The 23624-nt window shown below is 65.8% G+C and carries 19 protein-coding genes; 7 read left to right on the top strand and 12 right to left on the bottom strand.

Features of this window, described 5'->3' with window-relative positions; all coding sequences use genetic code 11:
- Window positions 1-2 precede the first annotated feature (2 nt).
- Window positions 3-2807 (bottom strand): hybrid sensor histidine kinase/response regulator, encoded by a 2805-nt coding sequence (locus tag ACSHT2_RS21935; protein ID WP_440636485.1) that lies wholly within the window; start codon window positions 2805-2807, stop codon window positions 3-5.
- Window positions 2808-3232: 425 nt separating this feature from the next.
- Window positions 3233-3379: a hypothetical protein gene (locus ACSHT2_RS21930; protein ID WP_319331044.1), complete on the bottom strand. Its 147-nt coding sequence runs from the start codon at window positions 3377-3379 to the stop codon at window positions 3233-3235.
- Between the two features lie 338 nt (window positions 3380-3717).
- Here ACSHT2_RS21930 and ACSHT2_RS21925 point away from each other — a divergent pair, with 338 nt between their 5' ends.
- The 3 genes from ACSHT2_RS21925 (at window position 3718) to ACSHT2_RS21915 (ending at window position 5404) form a co-directional block, all read left to right on the top strand.
- Window positions 3718-4416 (top strand): Crp/Fnr family transcriptional regulator, encoded by a 699-nt coding sequence (locus ACSHT2_RS21925; protein WP_440642899.1) that lies wholly within the window; start codon window positions 3718-3720, stop codon window positions 4414-4416.
- 157 nt (window positions 4417-4573) lie between these two features.
- Window positions 4574-4951: an Hpt domain-containing protein gene (locus tag ACSHT2_RS21920; protein WP_440636484.1), complete on the top strand. Its 378-nt coding sequence runs from the start codon at window positions 4574-4576 to the stop codon at window positions 4949-4951.
- Between the two features lie 204 nt (window positions 4952-5155).
- Window positions 5156-5404 (top strand): hypothetical protein, encoded by a 249-nt coding sequence (locus tag ACSHT2_RS21915; RefSeq protein ID WP_319331040.1) that lies wholly within the window; start codon window positions 5156-5158, stop codon window positions 5402-5404.
- Between the two features lie 71 nt (window positions 5405-5475).
- Here the strand turns inward: ACSHT2_RS21915 and ACSHT2_RS21910 are convergent, their stop codons facing one another.
- Window positions 5476-6099 (bottom strand): response regulator transcription factor, encoded by a 624-nt coding sequence (locus tag ACSHT2_RS21910; RefSeq protein ID WP_440636483.1) that lies wholly within the window; start codon window positions 6097-6099, stop codon window positions 5476-5478.
- A gap of 323 nt (window positions 6100-6422) precedes the next feature.
- On the opposite strand from ACSHT2_RS21910, the gene ACSHT2_RS21905 reads away from it, so the two are divergent.
- Window positions 6423-7586: a hypothetical protein gene (locus ACSHT2_RS21905; RefSeq protein ID WP_440636481.1), complete on the top strand. Its 1164-nt coding sequence runs from the start codon at window positions 6423-6425 to the stop codon at window positions 7584-7586.
- Here the strand turns inward: ACSHT2_RS21905 and ACSHT2_RS21900 are convergent.
- Window positions 7583-8092, bottom strand: a complete 510-nt coding sequence (locus ACSHT2_RS21900; RefSeq protein WP_440636480.1) for a hypothetical protein — start codon at window positions 8090-8092, stop codon at window positions 7583-7585. The two genes, ACSHT2_RS21905 and ACSHT2_RS21900, sit on opposite strands and share 4 nt — an antisense overlap.
- Before the next feature lie 295 nt (window positions 8093-8387).
- Between ACSHT2_RS21900 and ACSHT2_RS21895 the strand changes: the two genes are divergently transcribed.
- Window positions 8388-9602, top strand: coding sequence for an EAL domain-containing protein (locus ACSHT2_RS21895; RefSeq protein WP_440636479.1), 1215 nt, complete (start codon window positions 8388-8390; stop codon window positions 9600-9602).
- A 10-nt stretch (window positions 9603-9612) separates the two neighbouring features.
- Here the strand turns inward: ACSHT2_RS21895 and ACSHT2_RS21890 are convergent, their stop codons facing one another.
- Complete coding sequence (locus tag ACSHT2_RS21890) at window positions 9613-10473, bottom strand: DMT family transporter (RefSeq protein WP_440636477.1); 861 nt, start codon at window positions 10471-10473, stop codon at window positions 9613-9615.
- Between the two features lie 106 nt (window positions 10474-10579).
- On the opposite strand from ACSHT2_RS21890, the gene ACSHT2_RS21885 reads away from it, so the two are divergent.
- Window positions 10580-12010, top strand: a complete 1431-nt coding sequence (locus tag ACSHT2_RS21885; protein ID WP_440636476.1) for a PLP-dependent aminotransferase family protein — start codon at window positions 10580-10582, stop codon at window positions 12008-12010.
- On the opposite strand, the gene ACSHT2_RS21880 is transcribed toward ACSHT2_RS21885, so the two are convergent.
- Both ACSHT2_RS21880 and ACSHT2_RS21875 read right to left on the bottom strand, forming a co-directional pair.
- Window positions 12007-12621 (bottom strand): GDYXXLXY domain-containing protein, encoded by a 615-nt coding sequence (locus tag ACSHT2_RS21880; RefSeq protein ID WP_440636475.1) that lies wholly within the window; start codon window positions 12619-12621, stop codon window positions 12007-12009. The two genes, ACSHT2_RS21885 and ACSHT2_RS21880, sit on opposite strands and share 4 nt — an antisense overlap.
- Window positions 12618-13889 (bottom strand): DUF2157 domain-containing protein, encoded by a 1272-nt coding sequence (locus tag ACSHT2_RS21875; RefSeq protein ID WP_440636474.1) that lies wholly within the window; start codon window positions 13887-13889, stop codon window positions 12618-12620. The genes ACSHT2_RS21880 and ACSHT2_RS21875 overlap by 4 nt, the downstream gene beginning before the upstream one ends.
- 758 nt (window positions 13890-14647) lie before the next feature.
- On the opposite strand from ACSHT2_RS21875, the gene ACSHT2_RS21870 reads away from it, so the two are divergent.
- Window positions 14648-15967: a sigma 54-interacting transcriptional regulator gene (locus tag ACSHT2_RS21870; protein ID WP_440636472.1), complete on the top strand. Its 1320-nt coding sequence runs from the start codon at window positions 14648-14650 to the stop codon at window positions 15965-15967.
- Between the two features lie 167 nt (window positions 15968-16134).
- On the opposite strand, the gene ACSHT2_RS21865 is transcribed toward ACSHT2_RS21870, so the two are convergent.
- The 5 genes from ACSHT2_RS21865 to ACSHT2_RS21845 all read right to left on the bottom strand — a co-directional run bounded on the left by ACSHT2_RS21865 (window position 16135) and on the right by ACSHT2_RS21845 (window position 23271).
- The gene (locus ACSHT2_RS21865) at window positions 16135-17328 is read right to left on the bottom strand and encodes a hypothetical protein (protein ID WP_440636471.1); all 1194 of its coding nucleotides are present in this window, start codon (window positions 17326-17328) and stop codon (window positions 16135-16137) included.
- A gap of 26 nt (window positions 17329-17354) precedes the next feature.
- Window positions 17355-18596, bottom strand: coding sequence for a hypothetical protein (locus tag ACSHT2_RS21860; protein WP_440636470.1), 1242 nt, complete (start codon window positions 18594-18596; stop codon window positions 17355-17357).
- 70 nt (window positions 18597-18666) lie between these two features.
- Window positions 18667-20670 (bottom strand): hypothetical protein, encoded by a 2004-nt coding sequence (locus tag ACSHT2_RS21855; protein ID WP_440636469.1) that lies wholly within the window; start codon window positions 20668-20670, stop codon window positions 18667-18669.
- A gap of 19 nt (window positions 20671-20689) precedes the next feature.
- Window positions 20690-21964: a hypothetical protein gene (locus ACSHT2_RS21850; protein ID WP_440636468.1), complete on the bottom strand. Its 1275-nt coding sequence runs from the start codon at window positions 21962-21964 to the stop codon at window positions 20690-20692.
- A 35-nt stretch (window positions 21965-21999) separates the two neighbouring features.
- The gene (locus tag ACSHT2_RS21845; RefSeq protein ID WP_440636467.1) at window positions 22000-23271 is read right to left on the bottom strand and encodes a hypothetical protein; all 1272 of its coding nucleotides are present in this window, start codon (window positions 23269-23271) and stop codon (window positions 22000-22002) included.
- Window positions 23272-23624 lie beyond the last annotated feature (353 nt).

Raw genomic sequence — 23624 nt, 5'->3', positions numbered from 1 at the left:
TCTTAAGCCGCTGCCCGGCTCAGCTCGGAAGCGCCGGCAGCGCCCGCGGTCTGCTCCTTCAGCGCCGCGATCAGGCCGGGACGGTCGAACTTGGCGACATAGTCGTGGAAGCCGGCCTGACGGCCGCGCTCGATCGCCGCCGGCGACACCAGCGCGGACAGGCCGATGATCGGCGTCGCGGCGAGGTTGTTGTCGGAACGGATCACTTCCGCGAACTCGAACCCGTTCATGTCGGGCATCTCGATGTCGGTCAGCACCACGTCGAAGCTCTGGGCGCGGAGCGCGGCGAGGCCCTCCTGCGCGGTCGGCGCAGTGCGGACGCGGTAGCCGGCGGCCTTGAGCACCGGGGCCAGCATGTTGCGGAAGAAGGCGGAGTCGTCGACCAGCAGCACCGACTGCGAGTGCATCGACGGCTTCATCTCCTTGCGGGTGAACCAGTCGGAGAACGCCATCGGCAGGAAGTGGCCGACGTCGATCACCTCGGTGGCCTGGCCCTTGATCACGGCCGAGCCCAGGATGCCCGAGGACGAGCCGCCGACCTCGATGTTGAGCCGTTCCTCGACGATGTCGATGATCTCGTCGACGACGAGGCCCATGGAGCGGCCGTCGTCGGCGAACACCAGGATCGGCTGGACGCCCTGGCTGGCGATGGTGACGCCTTCCATGGCCACCAGCGGCATCAGCTGCTCGCGGTACTGCACCATGTAGCGGCCGTTGCTGAACTCGATCTTGTCTGCGGGGAGCTCTTCCAGGCGGGTGACGAGCCCGAGCGGGACCGCCTTGGGCTGGGACGAGCCGGCGCGGAACACCAGCAGCGAGGTGGTCTGCTCGCCGCTGCCGATGTGATGGCCGGCCGCTTCGTCGCCCATGTCGTGGGCCGAGGAACCGGCGGCGCCGAGCGCTTTCGCAATGCCGTTGGGGTCGATGATCATGATCACCGCGCCATCGCCCAGAATGGTGTTGCCGGAGAACATGTCGATGTGGCGCAGCTTGGTCGACATCGGCTTCACCACGATCTCTTCGGTGTGGAACACGCCGTCGACCACGATGCCGAAAGTCTGGCTGCCGACCTGGGTCACCACGATGAAGCCGTTCTCGGGATCGGAGGCCGCGCCGTCGTCGATCTTGAGCAGCTTCTTCAGGTGGATCAGCGGCAAGAGCTTGTTGCGGAGCCTGAGGACCGCCGTGTCCTTGATGCGCTCGATGCGGTGCTCGGAGTTGGCGCGGGCCCGCACCAATTCCACCACCGAGAGCTGCGGGATGGCGAAGCGGTCGCCGGCGGCTTCCACGATCAGGGCCGAGACGATGGCGAGCGTCAGCGGGATCTTGATGGTGACGCTCGAGCCCTCGCCGGCCACGCTCTTGATGTCGATGGTGCCGCCGATCTGGTCGATATTGGTGCGCACCACGTCCATGCCGACGCCGCGCCCCGACACCGAGGTGATGGCGGCCGCGGTGGAGAAGCCCGGCGCGAAGATGAACTTGTGGATCTGGGCTTCGCTCATCTTCTCCAGCTCGGCCTCGGTGACGAGACCGCTCGAGAGCGCCTTGGTCTTGATCTTCTCGGTGTTGAGACCGCGGCCGTTGTCGGCGATGCAGATGATGATGTGGCCGCCCTCGTGATAGGCGGAGAGGCGAATGGTGCCCTGCTCGCCCTTGCCGCTCGCCAGGCGCTCGGCGGGGGTCTCCAGGCCATGATCGGCGGAGTTGCGCACCATGTGGGTGAGCGGGTCCTTGATCAGATCGAGCACCTGGCGGTCGAGCTCGGTGTCGGCGCCGTGCATCTCCAGTTCGATCTGCTTGCCGAGCTCGCTGGAGAGATCGCGGACGATGCGGGGCAGCTTCTGCCAGGCATTGCCGATCGGCTGCATGCGCGTCTTCATGACGCCTTCCTGCAGCTCGGCGGTGACGTTGGAGAGGCGCTGCAGCGGCACCTTGAACTCGGTGTCCTCGTTGCGCCTTGAGATCTCCAGCAGCTGGTTGCGGGTCAGCACCAGCTCGGAGACCATGGTCATCAGATGTTCCAGCGTATCCACGTTGACGCGGATCGACTGGTTGGCGATGCGGTCGCCCTCGGAGGCGCCCTCGTCGGCCGTCGACTTCTTCGGCGCGGCCTTCTCCCGGGCGGGTTTTGCTTCCTTCGCGACAGGCGCTTCGGGGGCGGGCTCAGCCTTTGCTTCAGCCTTTACTTCAGCCTTGGCAACCGGCGCGGGTGCCGGCGCTTCGATCGCGGTCTCGCGGAAGGCGCGCTCGAGCTCGTCGAGCGAGACCTCGCCCGGGCGCAACGGGCGTTCCAGGGTCTGGTCGATCAGCGAGCCCGTGGTCAACTCCTTGGCGGCTGCAGGCTCTGCTTCGGCGAGCGGTGCTTCCGGCGCCAGCGGCGGCGACTCGGCGACAGGAGCGCTGGCAGTGCCGGCAGCCATCGCCGCCATGCCCTGCTCGACCATCGCTTCCAGCTTGTCGATGAGGTCGCGGTCGTTGCCCTCAGGCTCGGCTTCGGTCGCCTCCAGGCCAGCCAGGATCTCCTTGATGCGGTCGATCGAGGACAGGATCACCGTCACCGCCTGCCCGGTCACCGGCATGCCGTCACGGAATTTGCCCATCAGCGTCTCGCCGGCATGCGCCAGCGCTTCGAGCCGCGGCAACCCCAGGAAGCCGCAGGTGCCCTTGATGGTGTGGACCAGGCGGAAGATGTTATCCAGGATCTTGGCGTTGTTCGGCTCCTGCTCGAACTTCACCAGCTGATTGTCCACGGTGTCCAGGCTCTCGCTGGTCTCCGTCAAAAACTCCCGCAACAGATCATCCATGAGCTACGCCTTACTGACCTGATTTAAACTGGACGCCTGAGCCACCCTTGGCACGGACGGACGCCCTCTCCTCGATCGTTAGACATCCCCTTTCACAGTCCCGTTAATTTCATCCTCCGTCCTACTACGGATATTGAAGAGAAGTTTGCGGTTCGACGGCATGCTCCAGCGCTTTTCGGCAAAACCGGCTCCACGCCGCAACGGAGTCGACGTGCGAGGTAAACGGGCCGACAACAGCCGGGCGAGGCGCGCGGGAAAGTCCTGCTCGTGAAGAGCATTGAAGACGGCCTGCGGGAGGTTGGATCGAGCCGCCCGCAACCAGCGGTGCGCTCGCGATCTGCGTTTCGCGGTATCGCTCCGATGTGCGCAGTCCGCGCATGGGGTAAACGAACTCTTACCCTTCGGCCATAGCGGCTCGCGCCGCGCTAACCTCGCCGCGCAGCCGAGGCAATGTCGCTGCCGCGGCGATGCTCTGCCAGGCAATGCGGCATGACGACGTCGATGATCGTCAGATCGAACTGTTCGTGTTCAAGCGCGCACAGTCCGGCTTCACCAGCCCCGGCGATCGTCACCCGAAAATTGTTGGACTGCGACACAACCTTTAGAGTAGTATTTTCTCAGCGTACAACTAAGTGACAGGCGGGCACTTGCCGATGGCATCCGATGGACGCGGTCGTGCTGTTCCCCGGAATTGCTTCCATGCTTGAAATCGGAGCTTCCCGTGCAGTCGCTGCCGCAAGCGCACCGTTTCGCAAGCACACAGCGCCGCAGGGACCGATTGCCGCGGCCGGACAACCTATTTCAATTGCCAATATATCCCGGCCTGAACATGATGAACTAACCGCGCAGGACGTAGTTTCGCGCGTCGCGATTCGAGGGGGCAGAAACAGGGGAGGCAGCTTTGGAAACGATGGCGCGTCCACCCAACGGCTTTCTGACCGCACTGTCGGCGGACGACTATGAATTGATCCGTCCGTACCTGCGAACGGTTGATCTGCCCCATGACGCGGTGCTGGTCGAGACGGGCGAGACGCTCAAGCGCGCCTATTTTCCCCACCGCGGCGTCATCTCGCTGGTGGTGGAGTTGGCCAAGGACGAGCATGTGCAGGTCGCCATGATCGGCCGCGACAGCCTGCTCGGAACGCTCTCGACCATGGGCGAGGAGTCCGCGTTGAACACCGCCCTTGTGCTGGTTCCCGGCGTCGCCTCGGTGGTGGATCTGGACCCGCTGCGGATCGCCGCCGACCAGAGCAGCACCCTGCGCACGTCACTCACGCGCCACGGGCTGGCGGTCTACGTCCAAGTGCAGCAGACCGCGGGCTGCAACGCCGCCCATCCGGTGGAGTCGCGGCTGTCGCGGTGCCTGTTGCACACCCATGATCTGTCGGGCGACTCCCGGCTGCTGCTGACCCAGGAGACCCTGGCACAGATGATCGGGGCACGGCGCAACAGCGTGTCGCTGGTCGCCCACTCCCTGCAGCAGGCCGATTTCATCCACTACAGCCGCGGGCACATCCAGATCATCAACCTGGCCGGCCTGCGAAAGACGGCGTGCGAATGCTACGCCACAGTGAAGGCCCAGTACGAGCGGCTGCTCGGCACGCGCTGAACGCCGCGGGCGATTGGTAAACCGCCAGCTAATACCGGCCTGCAAACACCGGCCATCCTGCTACCGGAACTGAAATTCCGATGCCGTAGACACGGCACGTGCCTCGCGCCGGTTACGCGCCGCGCGACAACGAACGATGATCAAGGCAGGCAAGGCCATGTTTGACGTAACCGTCGCACCTGCGCGGAAGGCGCTCGATGCCGCCCCCGCGCGCGAGCCGCGCGCATACGAAGCGCTGGTGCGCGAGATCGGCGAGGATGCTGCCTGTGAAGTGCGCGACGTATTCTGGAGCGAGACCTGCGTGCGCCTGCAACTGTTCCGCACGCTCTCGCTTGCGCAGCACCACGCCCGGATCGCGCGCGAGGCGCATTCGCTCAAGAGCGCGGCCGGGACGTTCGGCTATCTCAGGCTTGCCGCGCTGGCGTTGCGGCTTGAGGAGACCGCGCAGGGCCTCGGCGAGGCCGATTTCCGCGCTCTCCTGGACCTGATGGATGCCGCCTACGCCGCCGCGCGTGCGCAAGAGCCGCAGGTCTAGAGCCATCTTCCTTCCTATGGAATCGGACGGAAATCGCGCAGCATCTCGCGTTGACGCGTTCTCCTTGCGCGAACCGGTATCCACTTCGCTCGAAGACGCCCCTGCACAGACCGCGCGAAACCCGCCGTACTTCTACGGTTTGGAATTTTCATAGATGGCTAATCATAGGTGGCGATAGTCCCTGGAAAACCAGGAGGGTTTCCAATGTTCAAGTACGAGACGGCCGACCAGAAGGAGGTTCGTCGCTTCCGCATCGCACAGTTCAATGGCCGGATGGCGACGGTGAAGGCTGGCGAGTCCACCGTGACCGGCTTCGTGCGTTCGGTGCTTGAGCAGGAATCGAGCGTGCCTCCCCGCTGGATCATCACGATCATTCCGAACGCGCCGAAGGAAGAGATCAAGCCGCTGCGTCCCGCCTCCCACGCGCGCCCGTTCGCCGAAGATTATTTCTGAGCGCAACGGGTTTCCGAACCTCTCGAGAGATGTGGCGGGCGCACCGCTCGCCGGCGGCGCAACACGCCGCCTCAATCGATCGAATGCAGCAGCGCCGCACGGACGAGATCCGCGGTGTTGCGCGCACCGAGCTTGCGCATCGCCTCGGCGCGATGGCTCTCGAAGGTGCGCGGACTGATCTGCATGCGAAGCGCGCCCTGCTTGTTCGAGTAGCCTTCGCTGATCAGCCTCAGCACCTCGCGCTCGCGCTTCGTCAACCGCTTCTGGCCCGACGGGCCGACGAGTTCGGCGGCCGGCACGCGCTGCGGCTGCAGCGCGCGGGCGGCTTTCGATTGCGCCTCCTCGGTGCTGGACGGAATCGGCAAGCCGCCCTTGTCGGGGCCGGCGAGCTGCTTGACCAGACCGCAAACGCGCTCGGTCTGTATCAGCGCGTTCTCCACCACCCGCTGCAAATAGGCACGATCGCCCGCGACAGGCACGAGCTGATCGCTGTGATGCTTGATCTCGCCCATGTAGAGCAGGAGCGCAGTCAGGGGGCCGTTGAGCTCGCGGGCGATGGCAGCGGCCATTTCGTCGGCCGCCTTGGCACGGGCGGCGCTCAGACGGACGAAATCGGGCTCGTCAGCTCGCTCAGCGCCGCCTTCGTCCCATTCCGACGGCCGCGAATCAGTGGCCGTATCATTCTGTGACCCCATGTCACTCGTTTAGCGGAACCGGGGCCGGTCTGTGCTTAACTTTCTTCTCCGTAAGATTACGGTGATTTAGGCCGTTCTGCGCTAAAAAGGCGGCCTCGGCACAATTTGTGCTTGCGTGCCGCCGCCTTCGACCGTGCAGGGGTTGAGTTCCCACCGCGGATCTTGAGCGGTCGGACGGCTCCCCCTGGTCCCCGATTCCCGCCCGCCCCCCGGTTTTACGGATTAATTAACGGCGACTTGCTTCTCTAGGGAGGTTGAGCGCGCAAATGCCTCCACGCATTGGGCCCGCAAGCCAGCGGGACACGCTGCGAAAGATGCGTGCCATGAACGAGATCGATCGACTGTCGGAATTCCTGCAGAGGCTGACGCCGCTGTCGCGCAGCTGTCTGCTCAGCGAGCTCGAGCGGCTCGAGCTGTGCGGCATCGACATGCCGGGTTCGGCCGACATCCAGTCCCGCTTGCGCGCCGAGTTCCGCAAGGACGGATCGACCCAGGCACGCGCCACCAGCCCTTCGCGCTATTTCTTCGTGCCGCTGGAGCTGCTGCTGATCGACGGCGCGCCCGAGCATGCCAACATGGGGCGGATCTCGCGCAACACCCTCACCCCGATCTGGGAGTGGATCTGCCGCGACCTGCTGCCGACCATGGCGCGCGACTACATCAAGGCCGTCAACGACCAGGTCGCGGCCAACAACCCGAAGGAGGTGCAGAAAATCGCGTCGACCTTCCAGACCAAGGTCGTCAAGGTCCTCGAGAGCACCCTCACCTCGTCCGAGAGCACCGAACTGGCGCGAGCCAAGCTCGCGCAATACACGGCCTCGCGCACCGCCTTCGATGACGTCTTGAAGATGTTGCATGTGTTGCGCGCCGGCGATGCGCTACCGAAGTTCAACGAGAAGCTGCCCGAGAGGATCGCAAAATTCGACGACGGCCAGGTCGTCCAGATCGCCGCGCAGCTCGACGCCTTCAAGAAAGCCCATCCCAAGGCGCTGCCCTTCGCTCTGGCGCTGGTGGCGCGACGTCTGAAGACGTCCTGGCAATTGGTGCGGCTTGCCACCAAGGCCGCTGCGAGCAAGGCCGCGGCAGACGTCGCCGCCACGCCCTATGCCTGCGTCGTTCACATGGTCCTCGACCGGCTCGACGACAAGCGCCTCGCGCTTCGTATCGCGCTCCGGAACAACCGGGTGCTGGTTGCCCGCGACCTGCTCGCCGAAATCTATGACACCGAGTATGCGCTCAAGGTCCGCATCGACGGCATCGAACATTGCGACTGGGGCGTCCGCCTTCAGCAATTGATGGACGCGATCGCGGCGCTGGTGTCCGCCGAGGTGAGCCGCTTCCCCGCCAATGTCGGCCACATTCTCGGATCGCGGCGGCTGCGCAGCCACGACACACTCGGCGGAAAGCTGACTTATCTGGCCTGGAAGGGACGCGACGCGATGCAGGACGGTGCGGCGGCGTTCCGCAAACTGATCGGGCCGAACTAGGCGCGCGGCGCGCGCGGCAGGCTCAGGAAGCGATCGAAAAACCGCCCTGACACCACGAATCTGAACCACCAAGACATCATTCGCCGCATCGTCATTGCTGTAGTCCTCGACAGCCCACCACCGGCTGCGCGGAGCAATAGCGCAGGTGCAGCAATGTGCATGTGATGCACTTCACATTCGCCGCCGCCGGCCCGGATCCCATTGTCGCAGAACCACCACGCGCGAAAGCGCGATATGCGCGCATGGCGGGAAGACGGGTTCTTCCAGTGCGGCTGTCGCTCCGGTGCGCGACAAGAACTGCAGAAGTGGAATGCCGATGAGCTCCGCTCGACGAGCTTGACGATGGTGGCGTTGCCGGTGCGCGCGCCGACGCTCACGTCGACGACAATGGCGCAGACGTTGCCGCCGCAAGGCAATTGCACCACCGACCGCGACGACAAACACGAACCAGCCGCGCCCCTTGAACGAGCACGCGGGCTGGCGTGACACGAAAAGATCGCCGGCAATTAATCCTCCGCCGGCCTCATCGCTGCGTCGCGGCGACAGCGCAACCGCATTGCGCGACGTCGTCGATCGGCAAGTTGCACACCCAATGCGCGCGGGAGACATTTTACGTGCGCCGACCGTCGCTGCGCGTGTGGTGCTTGGGTGTGCGAACTCTTTTCGAAGATTCTGTCGACAAATTAGCTCGAATTGCAGAGCTTAACGTTACTCAAATTATTCAAGAACGATGTGAAGCTCTCCTTATTTGAATCCGCGCTCGCCGTTTAAAAAACCGTCACGGAACGGGAGTGGTGTACGATGAACGATGGGATTACTGAACTCGTCGGACGAAGGCCTGTGACCTTCGGACGGCGAAAGGTGACGCCGCGCGCCTGCGTGGCTGACAGCAAGCGGCACTTGCGCGCCTTTCTCAGCGAGGTGCTCGAGGATCTCGGCTTCGTCACCTGCGAGTGCGCCAGCGCCGACGAGCTGCGGACCGTGCTCGCCACCGAGTTGCCGGACGTGATCCTGCTCGGCGTCGCCGCCGATGGCATCGAGCCGGGACGATTCCTCGAAATATTGGTCCGCGAGGCATTTGCCGGCAGGGTCCTTGCCGTCGGTGCCCGCGAGTCGATCATCGTCAAGGCCGTGCGGCAGGTCGGTGAGGAATATGGCCTTGCTATGCTGCCGCCGCTCACCACGCCCTTTGCCGCGGAGACGCTGCGCGAGCGTGTGGCGATGCTGCTGCCGGATGAGCCGGCGCCGAGCCCGGCCGTCCATGTCGGCGAGGCCCTGCACGCCGGCTGGCTCGAGCTCTGGTACCAGCCCAAGATCGACGCGCGTACGCTGGTCCGCAGCGGCGCCGAGGCGCTGGTGCGGATGCGGCATCCGACCTGGGGCGTGGTGCCGCCGGCCTATTTCATCCCGGAGCCGCACGATCCGCATTTCCGGGGTCTGTCGGAATTCGTGATCGATCGCGCCGTGCAGGACTGGCACTATCTTCTGGAACAACAAAGCCCGGTCGATCTATCGATCAATCTCCCCGCCTCCTATCTGAGTGAACCGCAGGCGGTGCGGGATCTCTGCCGCCGCGTGCCGACGCATCCGGCCTTCGGCGGACTGACGGTCGAGATCGACAGCGAGGAGGCAATCCGCGAGGTTGATCTCTTGACCGAGGTCGCACGCGAGGTGGGCCTGCACAATATCGGCCTGTCGATCGACAATCTCGGCACCAACTGGCCGTCGCTGATGGGACTCGACAGAATTCCCTTCGTCAAGCTGAAGGCCGATCGGCAATTCGTCACCGGCAGCGGCAGTGATCGGCTGAAGCGCACCGTGTGCCGTCACATCGTCGAGCTGGCGCAGGGCTTTGGCGCGCGCGCGGTGGCCCAAGGGGTCGAGAGCCGCGCCGACCTCGTCGCGGCGAACGAGCTCGGCTTCGACCTCGTGCAGGGCTTTCTGTTCGGCAAGCCGATGCCGCTGAAGAAGTTTGCAAGGAGCGCGTTGACGCGGACGGTGATGGGGGAGGCGTGAGGCACAGGCCTCACGCGAACCGTCGCGCGAAGAAGACGCAGACGACCACGAGCGCGGTCGCGGCGATCATGCTCCAGGCGACGGGCTCATGCAGCAGGAAGCCTGCGAGCGCGAGACCGAAGAACGGCTGCAGCTGCTGCAACTGGCCGACACGGGCAATGCCGCCGACCGCGAGTCCGCGGTACCAGAAAATGAAGCCGACGAACATGCTGAAGACGGAGACGTAGGCTAGCCCGATCCAGGCGGGCACAGTGACGCCACTCCACGTCGACGGCCATGTCAGAATTGCGAGCGCCCCCATCAACGGCAGCGCGAGCAACAGCGCCCAGGAGATCACCTGCCATCCGCCGAGGCGGCGCGACAGCGCGGCGCCTTCGGCATAGCCGAGGCCGCACAGCACGATCGCGGCCACCATCAAGAGATCGCCGGTGAGCGACGCCGAGCCGCCGTTGGAGAGGGCGAAGCCGGCCACCGTGGCGCTGCCGAGCACGGCGAACAGCCAGAACAGCGGTTGCGGCCGCTCACCGCCGCGCAGCACGCCGAAGATCGCGGTCGACAGCGGCAGGAGGCCGATGAAGACGATCGAATGCGCGGAGGTGATGTGCTGGAGCGCGAGCGCCGTCAGCAGGGGGAAGCCGACCACGACGCCGATGGCGACGATCGTAAGCGAGGCGAGATCCGTCCGTGCCGGCCGCGCCTGACGGAGCAGGCCGAGCAGCGCAGCCCCCAGCAGCGCGGCGATCACTGCGCGCGCGGACGTCAGGAACAGCGCCGAGAAGCCGCCGACCGCAACCCGCGTCGCCGGCAACGACCCGCTGAAGATAATGACGCCCAGGAGACCGTTGCCCCAGCCGCTGCCCGCAGATTGCATGTCACCTCATTCCCTGGCGCGGCCATCTATCCCCTTCGACCGTGGCGGCGCCAGCGACAATCCCATACAATCTCGTAAAACTGTATTGGTATGGAAGGCCATACACATGGACACCGACACACGCATGAAGGGCCGCAACGGCACGCGGACCGCTGACGTCATGAGCGCGGTCCGCGCCAAGGTCGCGGGCCGTGCGCTCAGCGCCGGCGACCGCCTGCCCTCGATCCGCAGCCTTGCCGCGACCATGGACGTTTCGCCCTCCACGGTGGTCGAGGCCTACGACCGGCTCGCTGCCGAAGGCCTGATCCGCGCGCGCCGCGGCTCGGGCTTCTATGTCTCCCCGATGGCAGCGCCGCCGCTCGCACTGGCCGAAGTCGAGCCGCGGCGCGACCGCGAGGTCGATCCGTTCTGGGTGTCGCGGCAGTCGCTCGACGCCGATGCAGCCGTGCTCAAGCCCGGTTGCGGCTGGTTGCCGGCAGACTGGATGCCGGAGGCCGGCTTGCGGCGGGCCGTCCGTGCACTGGCGCGCGCCGACGAGAGCCTGCTGACCGACTATGGCAGCACGCGCGGCGCACTGGCGCTGCGCCGGCTGCTGATCACGCGGCTGGCCGAAGATGCAGTTGAGGCGTCAGTCGACCAGCTCATGCTGACGGGCTCGGGGACGCAGGCCACCGACCTCGTCTGCCGCTTCCTGCTCCGTCCCGGCGACACCGTGCTGGTCGACGATCCCTGCTACTTCAATTTCCGAGCACTGCTGCGCGCACATCAGGCAAGGATCGTCGGCGTGCCCACCACACCGTCGGGCCCGGACGTCGCCCGCTTCGAGCAGATCCTCGGCAGCGAACGGCCGCGGCTCTACATCACCAATTCAGCACTGCACAATCCGACCGGCGCGACGCTGTCTCTCGCGACCGCGCACCGGCTTCTGACCGCGGCTGCCGCGCACGACCTCACCATCATCGAGGACGACATCTTTGGCGACTTCGAGCCGGAGCGCTCGCCGCGCCTTGCCGCGCTGGACGGTCTCACCCGCGTGATCCGCATCGGCAGCTTCTCCAAGACGCTGTCGGCGTCGGTGCGCTGCGGCTACATCGCGGCCCGCGCCGACTGGATCGAGCATCTCGTCGACCTCCAGGTCGCAACCAGCTTCGGCGGGCCGAGCCCGGTCGCGACCGAGATCATCGAGAAAGTCCTGGTCGGCGGCAGCTATCGCAAGCACATGGACGAGCTCAGGCAGAGGCTCACGCGCACGCGGCGCGACGTCGCGCGAAAGCTTCAGGCGCTGGGGATCGAGCCGTGGCTGATGCCGCGCGGCGGCTTCTTCCTGTGGTGCCGTCTTCCCGACGGGTTGGATGCCACGGCCGTTGCGCGCGCCGCGCTCGAGGAGAATGTCGTGCTCGCGCCGGGCAACGTGTTCAGCGTGTCGCAGTCGGCGTCGCACTTCATGCGCTTCAACGTGGCACAGATGAGCGAGCCGCGAATGTGGGACGTGCTGCGGCGGGCGTTGAAATCGGCGCCCGGAATGACCGGCCGCTAGTACAACGGCTCCTCATAGACCGGCTCGCCGTCGAGCAGCAGCCGCTTGATGGCGGCGCGGCCGGAGGGCAGCACGGCGGCGACGACCCGCAGCTTCTGCTGGTTGCGGGCCTGCTCGAGCTTTCGGCCCTCGCCTTCGGGGACGAAGTAGCTCTCGAGACCGTATTTGATCAGCAGGTTGTCGCAGAAGGTGCGTCGGCCCGAGCCACAGGACCCGCCGTGATTGGCGACGCGGCCGCGGATCAGCACTTCGGGCGCCGTGACCGTGACGGGCTCGGCATGCACCGAGACCGGCGCGTAGAGGCCGCTGGCGTTGGGGGCGAGCTTGACGAACACGACCGGATTGCGTGCGTCGGCCGGCTGGCCGGCGAGCGCGCCGGCCGGCAGTTGCGAGATGTCGTAGCGCAGCACGACATAGTCGCCGCGCAGGAGATCGCGGGGATCGACCGGCTGGGTCTGCAAGGTGACCTCCGTGCCTTCGCGCAGGATCTGCATGCGGTCGGCGACCATCAGGACCAGCAGCGCGCATTGCAGCAAGACGGCGGTGACGAACAGCGCGGCTTTCGGGATGCGCTGCCAGAACCCGGTGACGGACGCGATCATCTCGTTCATCGCCCGGCCCTCGGCAGCACGCGATCGAGCGCGGTTGCGAACAGGACGGCCACGACGCCCGCGGCGGCAAGGAAGGCCGATCGGCGCAGCAGCGAGCCCTTCACGGCCCAGGTGATGCCCGCAATGACGCCGGCGATGCCGAGCCAGCCGGCGACGATGCGCGGACGCGCTGCATCGAGCATGCCGGACACGACGAGGCACAGCATGGCGCAGAGCAGCGCGGCATAGGCGAACCAGGGCTCGCCGGCCGTGGATGCCGGCCACAGCGGCGCCGCGACCAGCACGAGCCCGATCGCGCATCCCGCCAGGACTTCACCCGGGCGCCTGGTGATCGCGGCTGACACGAGCGCAAGGATCACGCCGGCAACGCCGCACAGGATCGCCCAAAGCGGCTCGGATGGCACCGTGCCGGTCCGGAGGCGGATGATGTCGTCGACGGTCGTCACTTCCAGGACGGCGACGCCGGCCAGCGCAAACGCGCCGTAGATCGACAGAACAGTTCCGAGGCGGAGCGCCCGCGGCGAGGGTGCCGCGGCGATCGCAAGCCCGGCGCCGAACAACAGGGCCGCGCCGTTCGCGAGCGCGAATGACGGCTGGGCTCCATCGAATTCGAAGCGGAGCGACGTCGCAATCCACCACGGCAACAGCGCGAGCGCGACGAGATGAGCCGCAGCGCGCGAATTCCAGGCGAAGGCGAGGCTTGCTGCGATCAGCCAGACCGCCACGAACGGAAGATGCAGGACGTCGGGTGCATCGTAGGTCCGCATGCAGGTCCAGATGCTGGCGGCGACGAGACTGACCGCGAGCGCACCGCGCGAGCCGGTCAGCAGTGCGGCGGCAAACGAACCGATCGACCACAGCAGCATGCCGCCGGCAAAATCTTCGCCGAGATGATACATCTGGCCGACCAGCGCGATGCCCGCACCGAAGATGATCGCCCCGATGCTGGCGCAGAGATCGGCGAGAACGTTGCGGCCGGTCGCAGCGAACCAGGCGCCGAGCGCGCCGGTGACGACCATGCCGGCGAGCAGGATCGCGAACCGCAACAGCCGCGCGATCTCCGTCCAGTGCGCCGCCACGAAGGCGAGGAACGCGGCTGCGATCAGCAGGCCACCGACGATGGCGACGACCACGGCGACGTTGATGGCGGCCGGAAGCGGCGGCAGCGCATTGCGGATGGAGGCGGCCGCCGCCGGCGCGATCACGCCATCAGCTTCCCATTGCGCAAGATCGGCTTCGAGGCGCTGCCGGTAGGATTTGTCGAACATCGTTGGGGATCACCAGGGTCCCGCCGGATGGCGGCACGTTGCTAGGTCGGATCGTGCGAGGAGTGGGTTCAAGCGGGCGGCGGGCTGAGGGTCTTTCCGGCAGCAGCCACAAAAAGCACGAAAACAACCCCATGCACAGTAGACGGCGGCTGCAGGATCAAGGACTTACGCAAGGCCGAAGCCGTCTGCCAATCACAGCGATCCCCCTCGATGCCGCTTGATTGGCGAAAAGGATGGTATTCCCGCTTAAATTGAATCAATCCATTTGAAATCATCAGCCGGGGAATCAGAATTTACAACTGTCGGTTGAGGCGACGATTACATTGACGCAAGCGCCATCCTGCTCCATCGAGGGAATTTTTCCAGCGGCACAGATTCGGGTCTTTCCCGATTTCAACCAGCATGAGAAACTCCCGCCAAGCTGAGCAAGCATGAAGTTCTGCCCCCTTGCCGCGTCGATTCTGCGTTCTGGAGTCGCCCCGTGTTTGGTGCTGGATCATATTCTTCGATTGCCGGAGCTCCATCGAGCCACCCCGTCTTTGCTTCAATGCCGTTGCTATCGAGTAGGCAGCCTTCGCACTGCCCGGCTCGCGAGAGCCAGTGCCGGGAATTCCGGCACGGCACTGACGATCACGTAATAGCCGTTCGCACCTGAGGGCAGGATCGCGAGGTCCTGTATTTCCTGTCCGGAGCAGGCCATGCATCGTGAGCCGTGGTTGCATGTATGGGACGAGAACGAGTCCTGCGACCGAAAGACGTTGCTCGAATCGCTCGCCGGCGCGGGCATTCGCCCACGCCCGTTCGATTCCAGTGCGGAGGGCGACGGAATTCTGTGCATCGCGCGGTTGAACGAGGACATTTGCGAATTCGTACGCGAGCACACGCGCAATCACGGGCGGGTCCTGGTGCTGGAGACCGCTGGCGCGGCCGCAGACGGTGCGCAGGCCTGGCAGTTGTTGCACGCCGGCGCATCGGACCTGCTGACATGGTCGTCGGCAGCCGGCGTCGCCGAACGCATCAAGGCGCGGTTCGCGCGCTGGCAGGCCGTCGACGCGCTCATGCAGTCCGCAGCGGTAATGGACCGGCTGGTCGGCGGGACCGCAGCGTGGCGCGCGACGCTGCGTCAAGTCATCGAGATTGCCCGCTTCACGTCCGCCTTTGTCCTGCTGACCGGCGAGAGCGGCACCGGCAAGGAGTTGCTCGCGCGTCTCGTCCACCAGCTGGATTCGAACGCGGCCGAAAGCGAGCTGATCGTCGTCGACTGCACGACGATCGTGCCGGAACTATCCGGCAGCGAGTTCTTCGGACACGAACGCGGCGCCTTCACCGGGGCCGTGACGATGCGCGACGGCGCTTTCGCAGCGGCCGACGGCGGTGTGCTGTTTCTCGACGAGGTTGGCGAGCTCCCGATGCCGCTGCAGGCGCAGCTGCTGCGCGTCATCCAGGAGGGCACCTACAAGCGCGTCGGCGGCAACGTCTGGCGGCACGCCGCGTTTCGCCTCGTCAGTGCAACCAACAAGAACCTGATCGAGGCGATCGCGGACGGCTGTTTCCGCAACGACCTGTACTATCGCATCGCCAGCTGGGTGGTCCGGGTGCCGAGCCTGCAGGAACGACGCGAGGACATCCTGCCGCTGGCGCGGCATTTTCTGCGCCTGTTCCGCCCCGACATTCCGGACCTCGACTTCGAGCCCGCAGTGCGCAGTTTGCTGCTCGCGCGGGTGTATCCGGGCAACGTCCGGGATTTGCGACATCTTGTGGCGCGCATCGCCAGCCGCCATGTCGGACCGGGCCCGATCACCGTCGGCGATGTGCCTGTCGACGAATATCCCGTGATCGGCGCCGGAGATGGCCAGTGGCTCAACGCGGATTTCGAGCAGGCGATCCGCCATGCGGTCGACATTGGAGCCGGATTGAAGGAAATCAGCCAGGCCGCCGCCGAAACCGCCATACGCATCGCCATCGACAGCGAGGACGGGAGCCTGCAGCTCGCCGCGCAGCGCCTAGGCGTGACAGACCGTGCGCTACAGATGCGACGCGCCGCGCGGCGCGCTCACAACGGCAATTCGGGCACTTAGTCGAGAGGATCGGTCGAAGCGTTTTGCCGTAGCGCGATGACCGCCGGCAATCCGGCTTCGAATTCGAACGTGTCCGGTGGGATCCGGAAGTTGCTTGCCACAGTTCCCCTCGTTTCTCCGCAGGTCGACCGGCTTGTTGCGACGCGCGATTGTTTCGATGAGCATCATCATTTGAAGCAAGGGTAGAGGCTGAGAGGATTGATCTGCTGCTTTGCCACCCAATCTCTCAACCGCCGGACACGCTGCGACACCGCGCTTTGTCGCAGCTCGAACATCTGATTGATCATGCGTATGCCGCCACGGATCCTCTCCTCGAGGATGGTCATGTCGCGCCAGATCTCCTTGTCTGTCTTTTTCGGACCCGGTTTGGCGAGGTGAGGGGCCTGGCCCCAGGCCCGAACGGATGGGATCAGGAACTCGATCGCGTCGCTGAATTCCGGTTCTGTCATGTCAACGTACCGGTCGTACCGGTCCACGGCGTCAGCCGTCAGATACCGCATGTCGTTTCCGGGCCGTGCAATCTGGTCAACAAGACACAGGATTCGCCGTCGCTTCGCCTCGTTGACGGGCATGCCGAATTGGTCCCACTTGCCGGTGCGCCCAAACAGCTCGCGGGCCCTCAGGATGACCCGCCCGATATATTCGGGGTCTTCCTCGATGTTGGGCGTGGGGGCCGGGAAGCGCGCTGTGACAGGCTCCTGAGCAAATGAGATTTCGCGCTTGCTCTCGATGAGCACGCCACGGTTTTGCGCGCGTCCTTGCACCGTGCTGTTGTCGACGATGTAGGAACCGGGCAATGCCGCGGCAACTCCGACCTTTCCTCTCAGATACCTCCAGTCGGAGCCGGCAAGCTGCTGGAGCAGTTGCGCCATCTGTCGCGCGCGGCCGAGGCGAAGGGCACGGTTGTCTTTCTCCCGGCCGACGCAATCGCTGTAACCGGTGATCGAGATGGTGGTGCTGGGATTGGCGCGAGCAACCTGGATGATCTCCTTGAGCCAGCTCCTCAGCGCGGCGTCTCTTCTCAGGGACGCTTTCGGAGCGGGCTGATCGACGCCGAAATCCATGACCAACAAGCCGCCGCTGCTGGGCCTGGTGACGTCGGATGGCAGATGCCCTTGCGCGGTTCGGGACTTCTCCACCTCGCCCCGCTGATACGGCGGACATACTGCCCGGGGCGGCGGCGCTTCATATTCAGCGAAGGCGCCTTCGGACTCGGCCCATCCGGTTTCGTACTCGTCAAACTCCGGCTCGAATTCGAACGCCTCGGGTTCGATATAGAACTCCTCGGGCGTCGCCTGGCCCTGCGCCGGCCACAGGTTGCGGGTGCGGAACGGCTTGGAGATATTGAATGGGCTCGTCATGTCACCCTCCCGTTGTCGTCAGTGCGTTACGGGCCTGATCGCCGGCCACGACCGGGCGCGGCCCCGGTGACGCGGATGATCTCCGACTTCATGATCAGCACCCCGCGGTTCTGCGCGCGCCCGGCAACCGTGCCGTTGTCGGCGATGAATTCGTCCCTCGGTGCCGCCCAGGCGTCGAGCCTCGAGCTGAGGAATGCGCGGTCAGGACCCGCGAGCCGCAGCAGCAGTTCCTTCACGCGTTCGGCCCGGCCGCGGCGCAGGAAGCTGTTGTTGTTCTCACGCCCCACGCAATCGCTGAAGCCAACGACCGAGAGACCGACCGCGGGATTGGCCCGCATCTCGGCGATTGCGCTCGCAAGCCAGGCCTGCAGCGTGGCGTCATGGGCGAGGCTCGGCTTGGTATGGCGCCAATCGACGCCGAAGTCCGCGACCAGCGCCTGGCTTGGCTGCGGGAAGACATCGGCAGGAAGGTGACCCGCCTCGGTCCTCGACTTCGCGACCTCGCCGGGCGCGTAGGCAGGACACGGACCCGTGAGCCGCTTCGGCGTATACCAGCCCTGTTCGTATTCGTCCTCGAACTCGTCCTGTTCGCCCTCGTAGCCGTATTCCGACTCGAATTCGAAGGCCTCCGGCTCGATAAAGAACTCGCCTGACTGGCCGGTGGGTGGCTCGGCCGGCGCGGGACTTGGCGGCTCAGCGTCAGGCGGCGGCGCCATCTGTACCATCGGCGCAACAACCGGAGGCGGTGGCGGCGGCTCGACATAAGCCGGCTCGGGGTATTGCGGTTCGTCGTAGGGCTGCGGGTACCGCATTTGGCCGTATGGCCAGCCACCGCCATACCAGCGACGCCAGCGGCGCCAGCGCGGGGCTATGCCGGCCGTATAGGGCTGCTGCCAGTAGCCATAACGTAACGGCTGCTGCATCCCGTAAACCTGCGATCCATAGACTGGCCGCGCCGACCACCACCGACTGGCTCCAAAGGGACGCGAGCCATAGACAGTCGAACGATAGGGACGCGCCGCGTAGTAGCGCGAAGCCTGGCCGGACGGCGAGTAACGGAACGACGGTGCGCTGACGCGCGATGTGTATGGCCGTTGCGGGTAAGCGCGCGGCGGCAGACGCGACAACCGTCGCCGGTGATCGCGGATCTCCGCTTCGCCGAATTCGGCTTCATCGGACTCCGCTTCGCCGAATTCTGCCTCGCCGAATTCGTCCATCTCGGAATTGAACTCGAAATCGCTGCGTTCGCTCTCGAATGCCCTGTTCATGATGTCCTCACTGACAGTTTGGTTGCGCGACCGGAGACGAGATCCCAGTGATGCTGCCGCGGCCGGCCCTTCACCGGGACCGCTGCATCGCCAACCGGTTCTGAAGGTGGATCGCCGGCATGGTGTGGTCGACCATCTCGGCGTTGGTGAGATCCATGCCGGTGACGGCACGGTAGGCGTGCAGGTATCCCTGGACCTCGGGTCGCCAGGAGCGGGCCCAGTTCTTCGCCGCCTCCTCGTTGTTGACGTCGATCCAGTCGCCGTAGCGGATCGTCAGCAGGATCTGCTCGCCATAGACACCGAGGTCGCGGAAGTAGGTGACCGGAATGTCGGTCCATCCCTGCAGCGCCTTCATGGTGTCGACCGTCGCCATCCACGGCTCCTTGTAGGGCACCATGCGGCGGCCCTGCAGGAAGTCGCGCATCTCCGGCCGCGACAGCAGCCATTGCTGCATCAGCATCTCGGCGCGCGCCGTCCACGGCAGATCGCCGAACTGGTTGTTCGCGCCTTCGGCCAGCAGGATGTGCACCTCCTGCAGCGCGTTGAGCAGCGCGAAGCCGTCGGCGATTACCGTCGTGTCGTTGTCCTCCTTGTAGAAGATCGAGCAGCGGTGCAGCAGATGGTGGAATGCCTCGAGGAATTTCGACCGGCTGTCCGCCGACCGCAGCGGCGGCACCGCCTTGCCGTAAAGCTGCAGGCCATACTGATGGTCGTATTCGTAGGCGCGGCGCTTCACGGACAGCAGGTTCGGCTCGTCCTGAATGTAGCCCCACAACAGGTTGCCGAGCGGACGCAGCGGATCAATCTCGAGATGGGCGAGCGGATCGCGGTCTCCCCGCGCCCGCACGTTCTGGAAGCGCCGCGCGATGGCGCCGATGCTCTGCACCAGCATGCCTTCCTCGTGCCAGTACGACCAGATCAGCTCGAGCAGGCACGGCACCTGGATCCGCGAGCTGAGCACGCCATAGCAGTGCAGGCTGGCGATCTCCGTTTCGCCCTGGAAAGCGCTATCGAGTACACGCTTGATGTAAGGCAGCTGTCCGTGCGGGATGTAGGCGCAGAGCCGCGCGCGCAGATCCTCCAGCGTCACCTGCTCGCCGAAGCGCAGCGACTCGTCGTCCGGATCGAGATTCTTGATCTCCGCATGACAGCCGCCGCATTCCAGCAGCAGGAACACCTGCGTAGCGGTCTTCAAGAGCTCGTAGGCTCCGACACCGTAGCTGAACGGCTGCAGATCGCGCGCGTCGCGCACCAGCCGGCTCGCGAGCATCGAACCGCGGCCGAGGAGGTCGGTTTTCTGCTTGCAGAGCACGCCTTCGATGAACTCGGCATAGCGGGCGCCGCTGATCTGCCCCGTGCAACTGCGGATCAGCGACCAGAACGCCTGGTCACGGGTGCGTAGTGCGGCCGGACGCTGCAGCGACACGCGCAACGTGTCGCCGCGGCCGAGCGGCTGCGCCCTGACGCGTCCCGTGCCGGTCAGCACCACGGGATTGAGCCCGGACGTCACGGCGGATCCCCGTTCGTCCACCAGCCAGGCGCTGACGGTGTGCGTGCCGGCGAGCATCCCGCTCGTATCCCAGAACGCCTTCGTGGCTGAGGTGTTGTCGCGGCGGATCGTCCCCTTGTTGCCGGCGTCAAACCGCCAGTGCAGCTTGGCGCGCTCTACGGGGGGGCCTGCCACTTCGAGGTCGATCAGCTCGCCCTCTTCAACGCCCCTTTCGCCGTCATTGACCTCCAGATGCCACTCCGGCCCGCCCTCGGCCCGGGTGGCTACGGTGTGGATCCACGTCTCACCGATCACGTGCGGCTTCTCATTCCTGGCGGCCACTGCGACGGTCGCGTGGTAGACGGCCGTTGACATCTTTTGCGGCGTCCATCGTGCCATTCGCGGATTGTGCGCATCGAGCTCGATATCCACGCCGTCGATTGCGAACACCGGGGGGCCGTGCTCCGCCGTGATCCTCTCCAGCTCCAGATCCGAGAGATTGACCGTGAGGGTCACCGTGTCACTACTCCGCAGAACCAGGTTGGTACTCGCCTGGAGCTCGACCGTCTGAATCTTCTTGATCATCTGATCCTCCTTTGAGCCTTCATGCAGCGCGGGCGCGCGCAACCGGCGCGGCCGCACAGATTTCCGACATGTCCAACGTGGCGCGCAGCGCCCAGAAGGCGAGCAGCTTGCAGAGCAGCAGGCTCTCGTCCTCGGGACTGAGCTTGCCGTCCGAGCGCGCCTGTCCCATCACGGCAAAGACCAGCGTCGGCTTCGCGCGATACATTTCCGATGGCTGCGCCTGCCAGGACCGGAACAGCGCAGCGAGCCGCGCGGGCTGCCGCGCCCCGGTGTCCATCACTTCGGCGAGCGACCGGCCGCGCAACGCCGGCGGCCGGTGGTTGATCAGCGCGGCCGCAAAGGCGGGCATGGTCGCCTGCAACTCCTGCAGCAGCGCCTGCATCTCCGCCGCCACGCCGTCCGGTGGGTAGAACGACTCCCATGTCGCGCTCAGCCGCTGCCATTGCGGGTGCGGATAGAGCGCATCTCCGATCGCCGCGCTGAGCTTGACGCGGATCCACGGCATCGGATGCGGGTCATCGGCGTTGAGGCGAAACACGAAGGCGCGCGGCAGGCTGACGACACCGATGAGCCCGAGGGTGGACGCGATTCCGACCCGCGCGACCGACCAGAAATCGGCGACGATCTCGGAGATCCAGCGTTCCCACAATTGCCAGGCGCGGCGGGCGGCTCCGGCCCCACGCTGCAGCCGCCACAGCGCCGGCCGGAGCGAATTGACCAGGTCCATCAAAGCTGCCGCCTGATGCCCGACCTCGTGCACCAGCGACGACGCGATGCTGGTGCCGACCATGCGCTCGCGCGGAACGCGGATGATGGCCACCGGGCTCTCGCCGCCGCCGGGCATGCGCGTGCGCGCGCGCCGTATCGCTGCGCCGATGTCGCGATCGAGATAGCAGATGACCGGCGGCGGATCGTAATAGCCGGGCAGCGCGAGGGCCTCGGCCGCCACCACGTCGAGCCCGGACAGCCAAACGCCCGACTCGTTCTCGCTACGCTGCGTGATCACATCTGCGAAGGTGTCGAACTGGGTCAGCACCGCGTTGAACTTGAGACGCAGCACCGCGAAGCGGCGCTGCGCCTCCTCGGCGCTGACCTCGTCGCCCGCCGCATTCAGCCAGGCCAGGTAGCGGCCGACCATGAGCCTCAGCTCGCGGCGGCCGGCGAGCAGGAAGCGGTCGATCGCGACCTCCGCGGCCGGGAGCAACGCCGCTGCGGGCAGCATCGGCTCCTGCAGCGCAAACGGCTTGACCAGCGCCAGCCGCGCCAGCAGGGCGCGCGTCTCGTGCAGCAGCATCGATTTTGCGAAGGAGCCGATCACGATACCCTGCCCTAGACGCCGTAAAGTACGATCTTGTTGCCGCGACGCCGCCAGCGGCCGCGCTGACCGCAGCGACATGGTCCCAGGTCGGGAGCGGGCGGCCGCAGCAACGCCGGAGCCAGCGCATTCGCCGCCTGGGCAATACCGGCTTGGGCCGCCTCCATCGCCTCGACATGCGGCCCCGCCGCGACCGTGTTCCTGACGGCGTCGGCGCCGACACGCACGAACTGCCGCGCGCCGGCGAATTCGCGATCCTCCTGTTCGAAACTTACCGCTTCCATCTCGTTGCCCGCCATCGCCGCGAGGCCGTTGCCGATCTGCGCACCGAGCGGCCCACCGACGAACGTGCCGAGCGCACCCGCAGCGTGCGGCAGGATCTGCCGGACCGCGCCTTTCAGGATCCCGCCGATCGCCTGGCCGGACGGGGAGCTCACGAAGCTGCCGAGCGCACGCCCGGCCTTGCGGATCAGGTCGCCGAGAAACTGATCGAGCTCCTCCTCGCTGTTGACTTCCATCAGTTGCGCGGCGAGCTCCATCTCCTCGGCTTCGTTGAATACGGTTTCGCCGAGCCATTCGAGCTGACCGGCTTCGTCGTTCTCCAACTCGGGATCGGTCTCGAGCTGAATGCGGCCAATGTTGTGCATGCTGTCCTCCGCAGATCGAATGTGGATGGGTCCGCCCGAACGGTCGCGTTGCGACTGCCGCCGACGTTTGCGGCCGCGCGGGATCGTGTAGCGCCACAATCCCGGCGCGTTGCGCCGCGCCGCAGCCGCGATCGCGAGTCGAGCGGTTGTCGTCGGCTCCTGCGATCGCGGTGCCCCGATCGCGTCGCCCACCGCCTCGCTGGCGAAGCGCACGAAGCGTTTTGCCGCTGCAAGCTCGCGGTCCTCCGGGCCCAGTCCCTCGAGCTCGAGGCCGAATGCTCGCCCGGCCATGGAGGCTAGTCCGCTGCCTATCGAAGCGCCGAGCGGTCCGCCCGCGAAAGTCCCAAGCGCGCCGCCTGCGAGCGGCAACGCCGTTTTGATCACACTTTTCAGCCGGGAGCCGATCGCCTTGCCGAGCGGCGAGTGCACGATCGAGCCGGCCGCGCGGCCGACCTTGCGAATGAGATCGCCGAGGAACTGGTCGAGCTCCAGCTCGTTGCTGACCGCCAGCAATTCGCTGGCGAGGTCGAGCTCAGTCGATTCGTCGATGATCTCGCGGCGATCCGAATCCGCCAGCTCCGACGCCTCGGCCTCGAAAGTTTCCCATTCGGGACTGTATTCGGTGAGTGGGCTGGGCATTCCGAATTCCCGAGGCCAGGCAATCGCAACCGCGCGACGCTCATCGTCCCTCTCCGTTTCGCAAGGCGTGTGCCAGCCGCGCGGTCATTGAAAATGCGAGGAAAATCCCGCGATGGCCCTCGCCCGCGGGGAAGATGGATTCGCCGTAGCGGGGGAGCTGGCGAAATTGCCTTCGGGCTATCCCCGGGGACGCGGAGCTGCAGAATGCGCAAGAGGGGGCGACGTTGCGCGCCGGCTGTTGGCGGATCGGTCCTCGATCGGGGCCCCGATCAATGGGCAACTTCTCCGCAACCATGTGCCGGGTAGCGCTGGCGCGCGGCAAGTCAGCTCGAAGCGATTGACCGACGTTCGCC

It is taken from the genome of Bradyrhizobium sp. PUT101, assembly GCF_052043945.1.
Lineage (GTDB): Bacteria > Pseudomonadota > Alphaproteobacteria > Rhizobiales > Xanthobacteraceae > Bradyrhizobium.
This window is presented reverse-complemented; position numbering and strand designations above follow the sequence as displayed.

Coding starts and splice junctions, on each gene's coding strand:
- ACSHT2_RS21935 (WP_440636485.1), bottom strand. CDS start 2,807: ATGGATGATCTGTTGCGGGAGTTTTTGACGGAGACCAGCGAGAGCCTG.
- ACSHT2_RS21925 (WP_440642899.1), top strand. CDS start 3,718: ATGGCGCGTCCACCCAACGGCTTTCTGACCGCACTGTCGGCGGACGAC.
- ACSHT2_RS21920 (WP_440636484.1), top strand. CDS start 4,574: ATGTTTGACGTAACCGTCGCACCTGCGCGGAAGGCGCTCGATGCCGCC.
- ACSHT2_RS21915 (WP_319331040.1), top strand. CDS start 5,156: ATGTTCAAGTACGAGACGGCCGACCAGAAGGAGGTTCGTCGCTTCCGC.
- ACSHT2_RS21910 (WP_440636483.1), bottom strand. CDS start 6,099: ATGGGGTCACAGAATGATACGGCCACTGATTCGCGGCCGTCGGAATGG.
- ACSHT2_RS21905 (WP_440636481.1), top strand. CDS start 6,423: ATGAACGAGATCGATCGACTGTCGGAATTCCTGCAGAGGCTGACGCCG.
- ACSHT2_RS21895 (WP_440636479.1), top strand. CDS start 8,388: ATGAACGATGGGATTACTGAACTCGTCGGACGAAGGCCTGTGACCTTC.
- ACSHT2_RS21890 (WP_440636477.1), bottom strand. CDS start 10,473: ATGCAATCTGCGGGCAGCGGCTGGGGCAACGGTCTCCTGGGCGTCATT.
- ACSHT2_RS21885 (WP_440636476.1), top strand. CDS start 10,580: ATGGACACCGACACACGCATGAAGGGCCGCAACGGCACGCGGACCGCT.
- ACSHT2_RS21880 (WP_440636475.1), bottom strand. CDS start 12,621: ATGAACGAGATGATCGCGTCCGTCACCGGGTTCTGGCAGCGCATCCCG.
- ACSHT2_RS21875 (WP_440636474.1), bottom strand. CDS start 13,889: ATGTTCGACAAATCCTACCGGCAGCGCCTCGAAGCCGATCTTGCGCAA.
- ACSHT2_RS21865 (WP_440636471.1), bottom strand. CDS start 17,328: ATGACGAGCCCATTCAATATCTCCAAGCCGTTCCGCACCCGCAACCTG.
- ACSHT2_RS21860 (WP_440636470.1), bottom strand. CDS start 18,596: ATGAACAGGGCATTCGAGAGCGAACGCAGCGATTTCGAGTTCAATTCC.
- ACSHT2_RS21855 (WP_440636469.1), bottom strand. CDS start 20,670: ATGATCAAGAAGATTCAGACGGTCGAGCTCCAGGCGAGTACCAACCTG.
- ACSHT2_RS21850 (WP_440636468.1), bottom strand. CDS start 21,964: ATGCTGCTGCACGAGACGCGCGCCCTGCTGGCGCGGCTGGCGCTGGTC.
- ACSHT2_RS21845 (WP_440636467.1), bottom strand. CDS start 23,271: ATGCCCAGCCCACTCACCGAATACAGTCCCGAATGGGAAACTTTCGAG.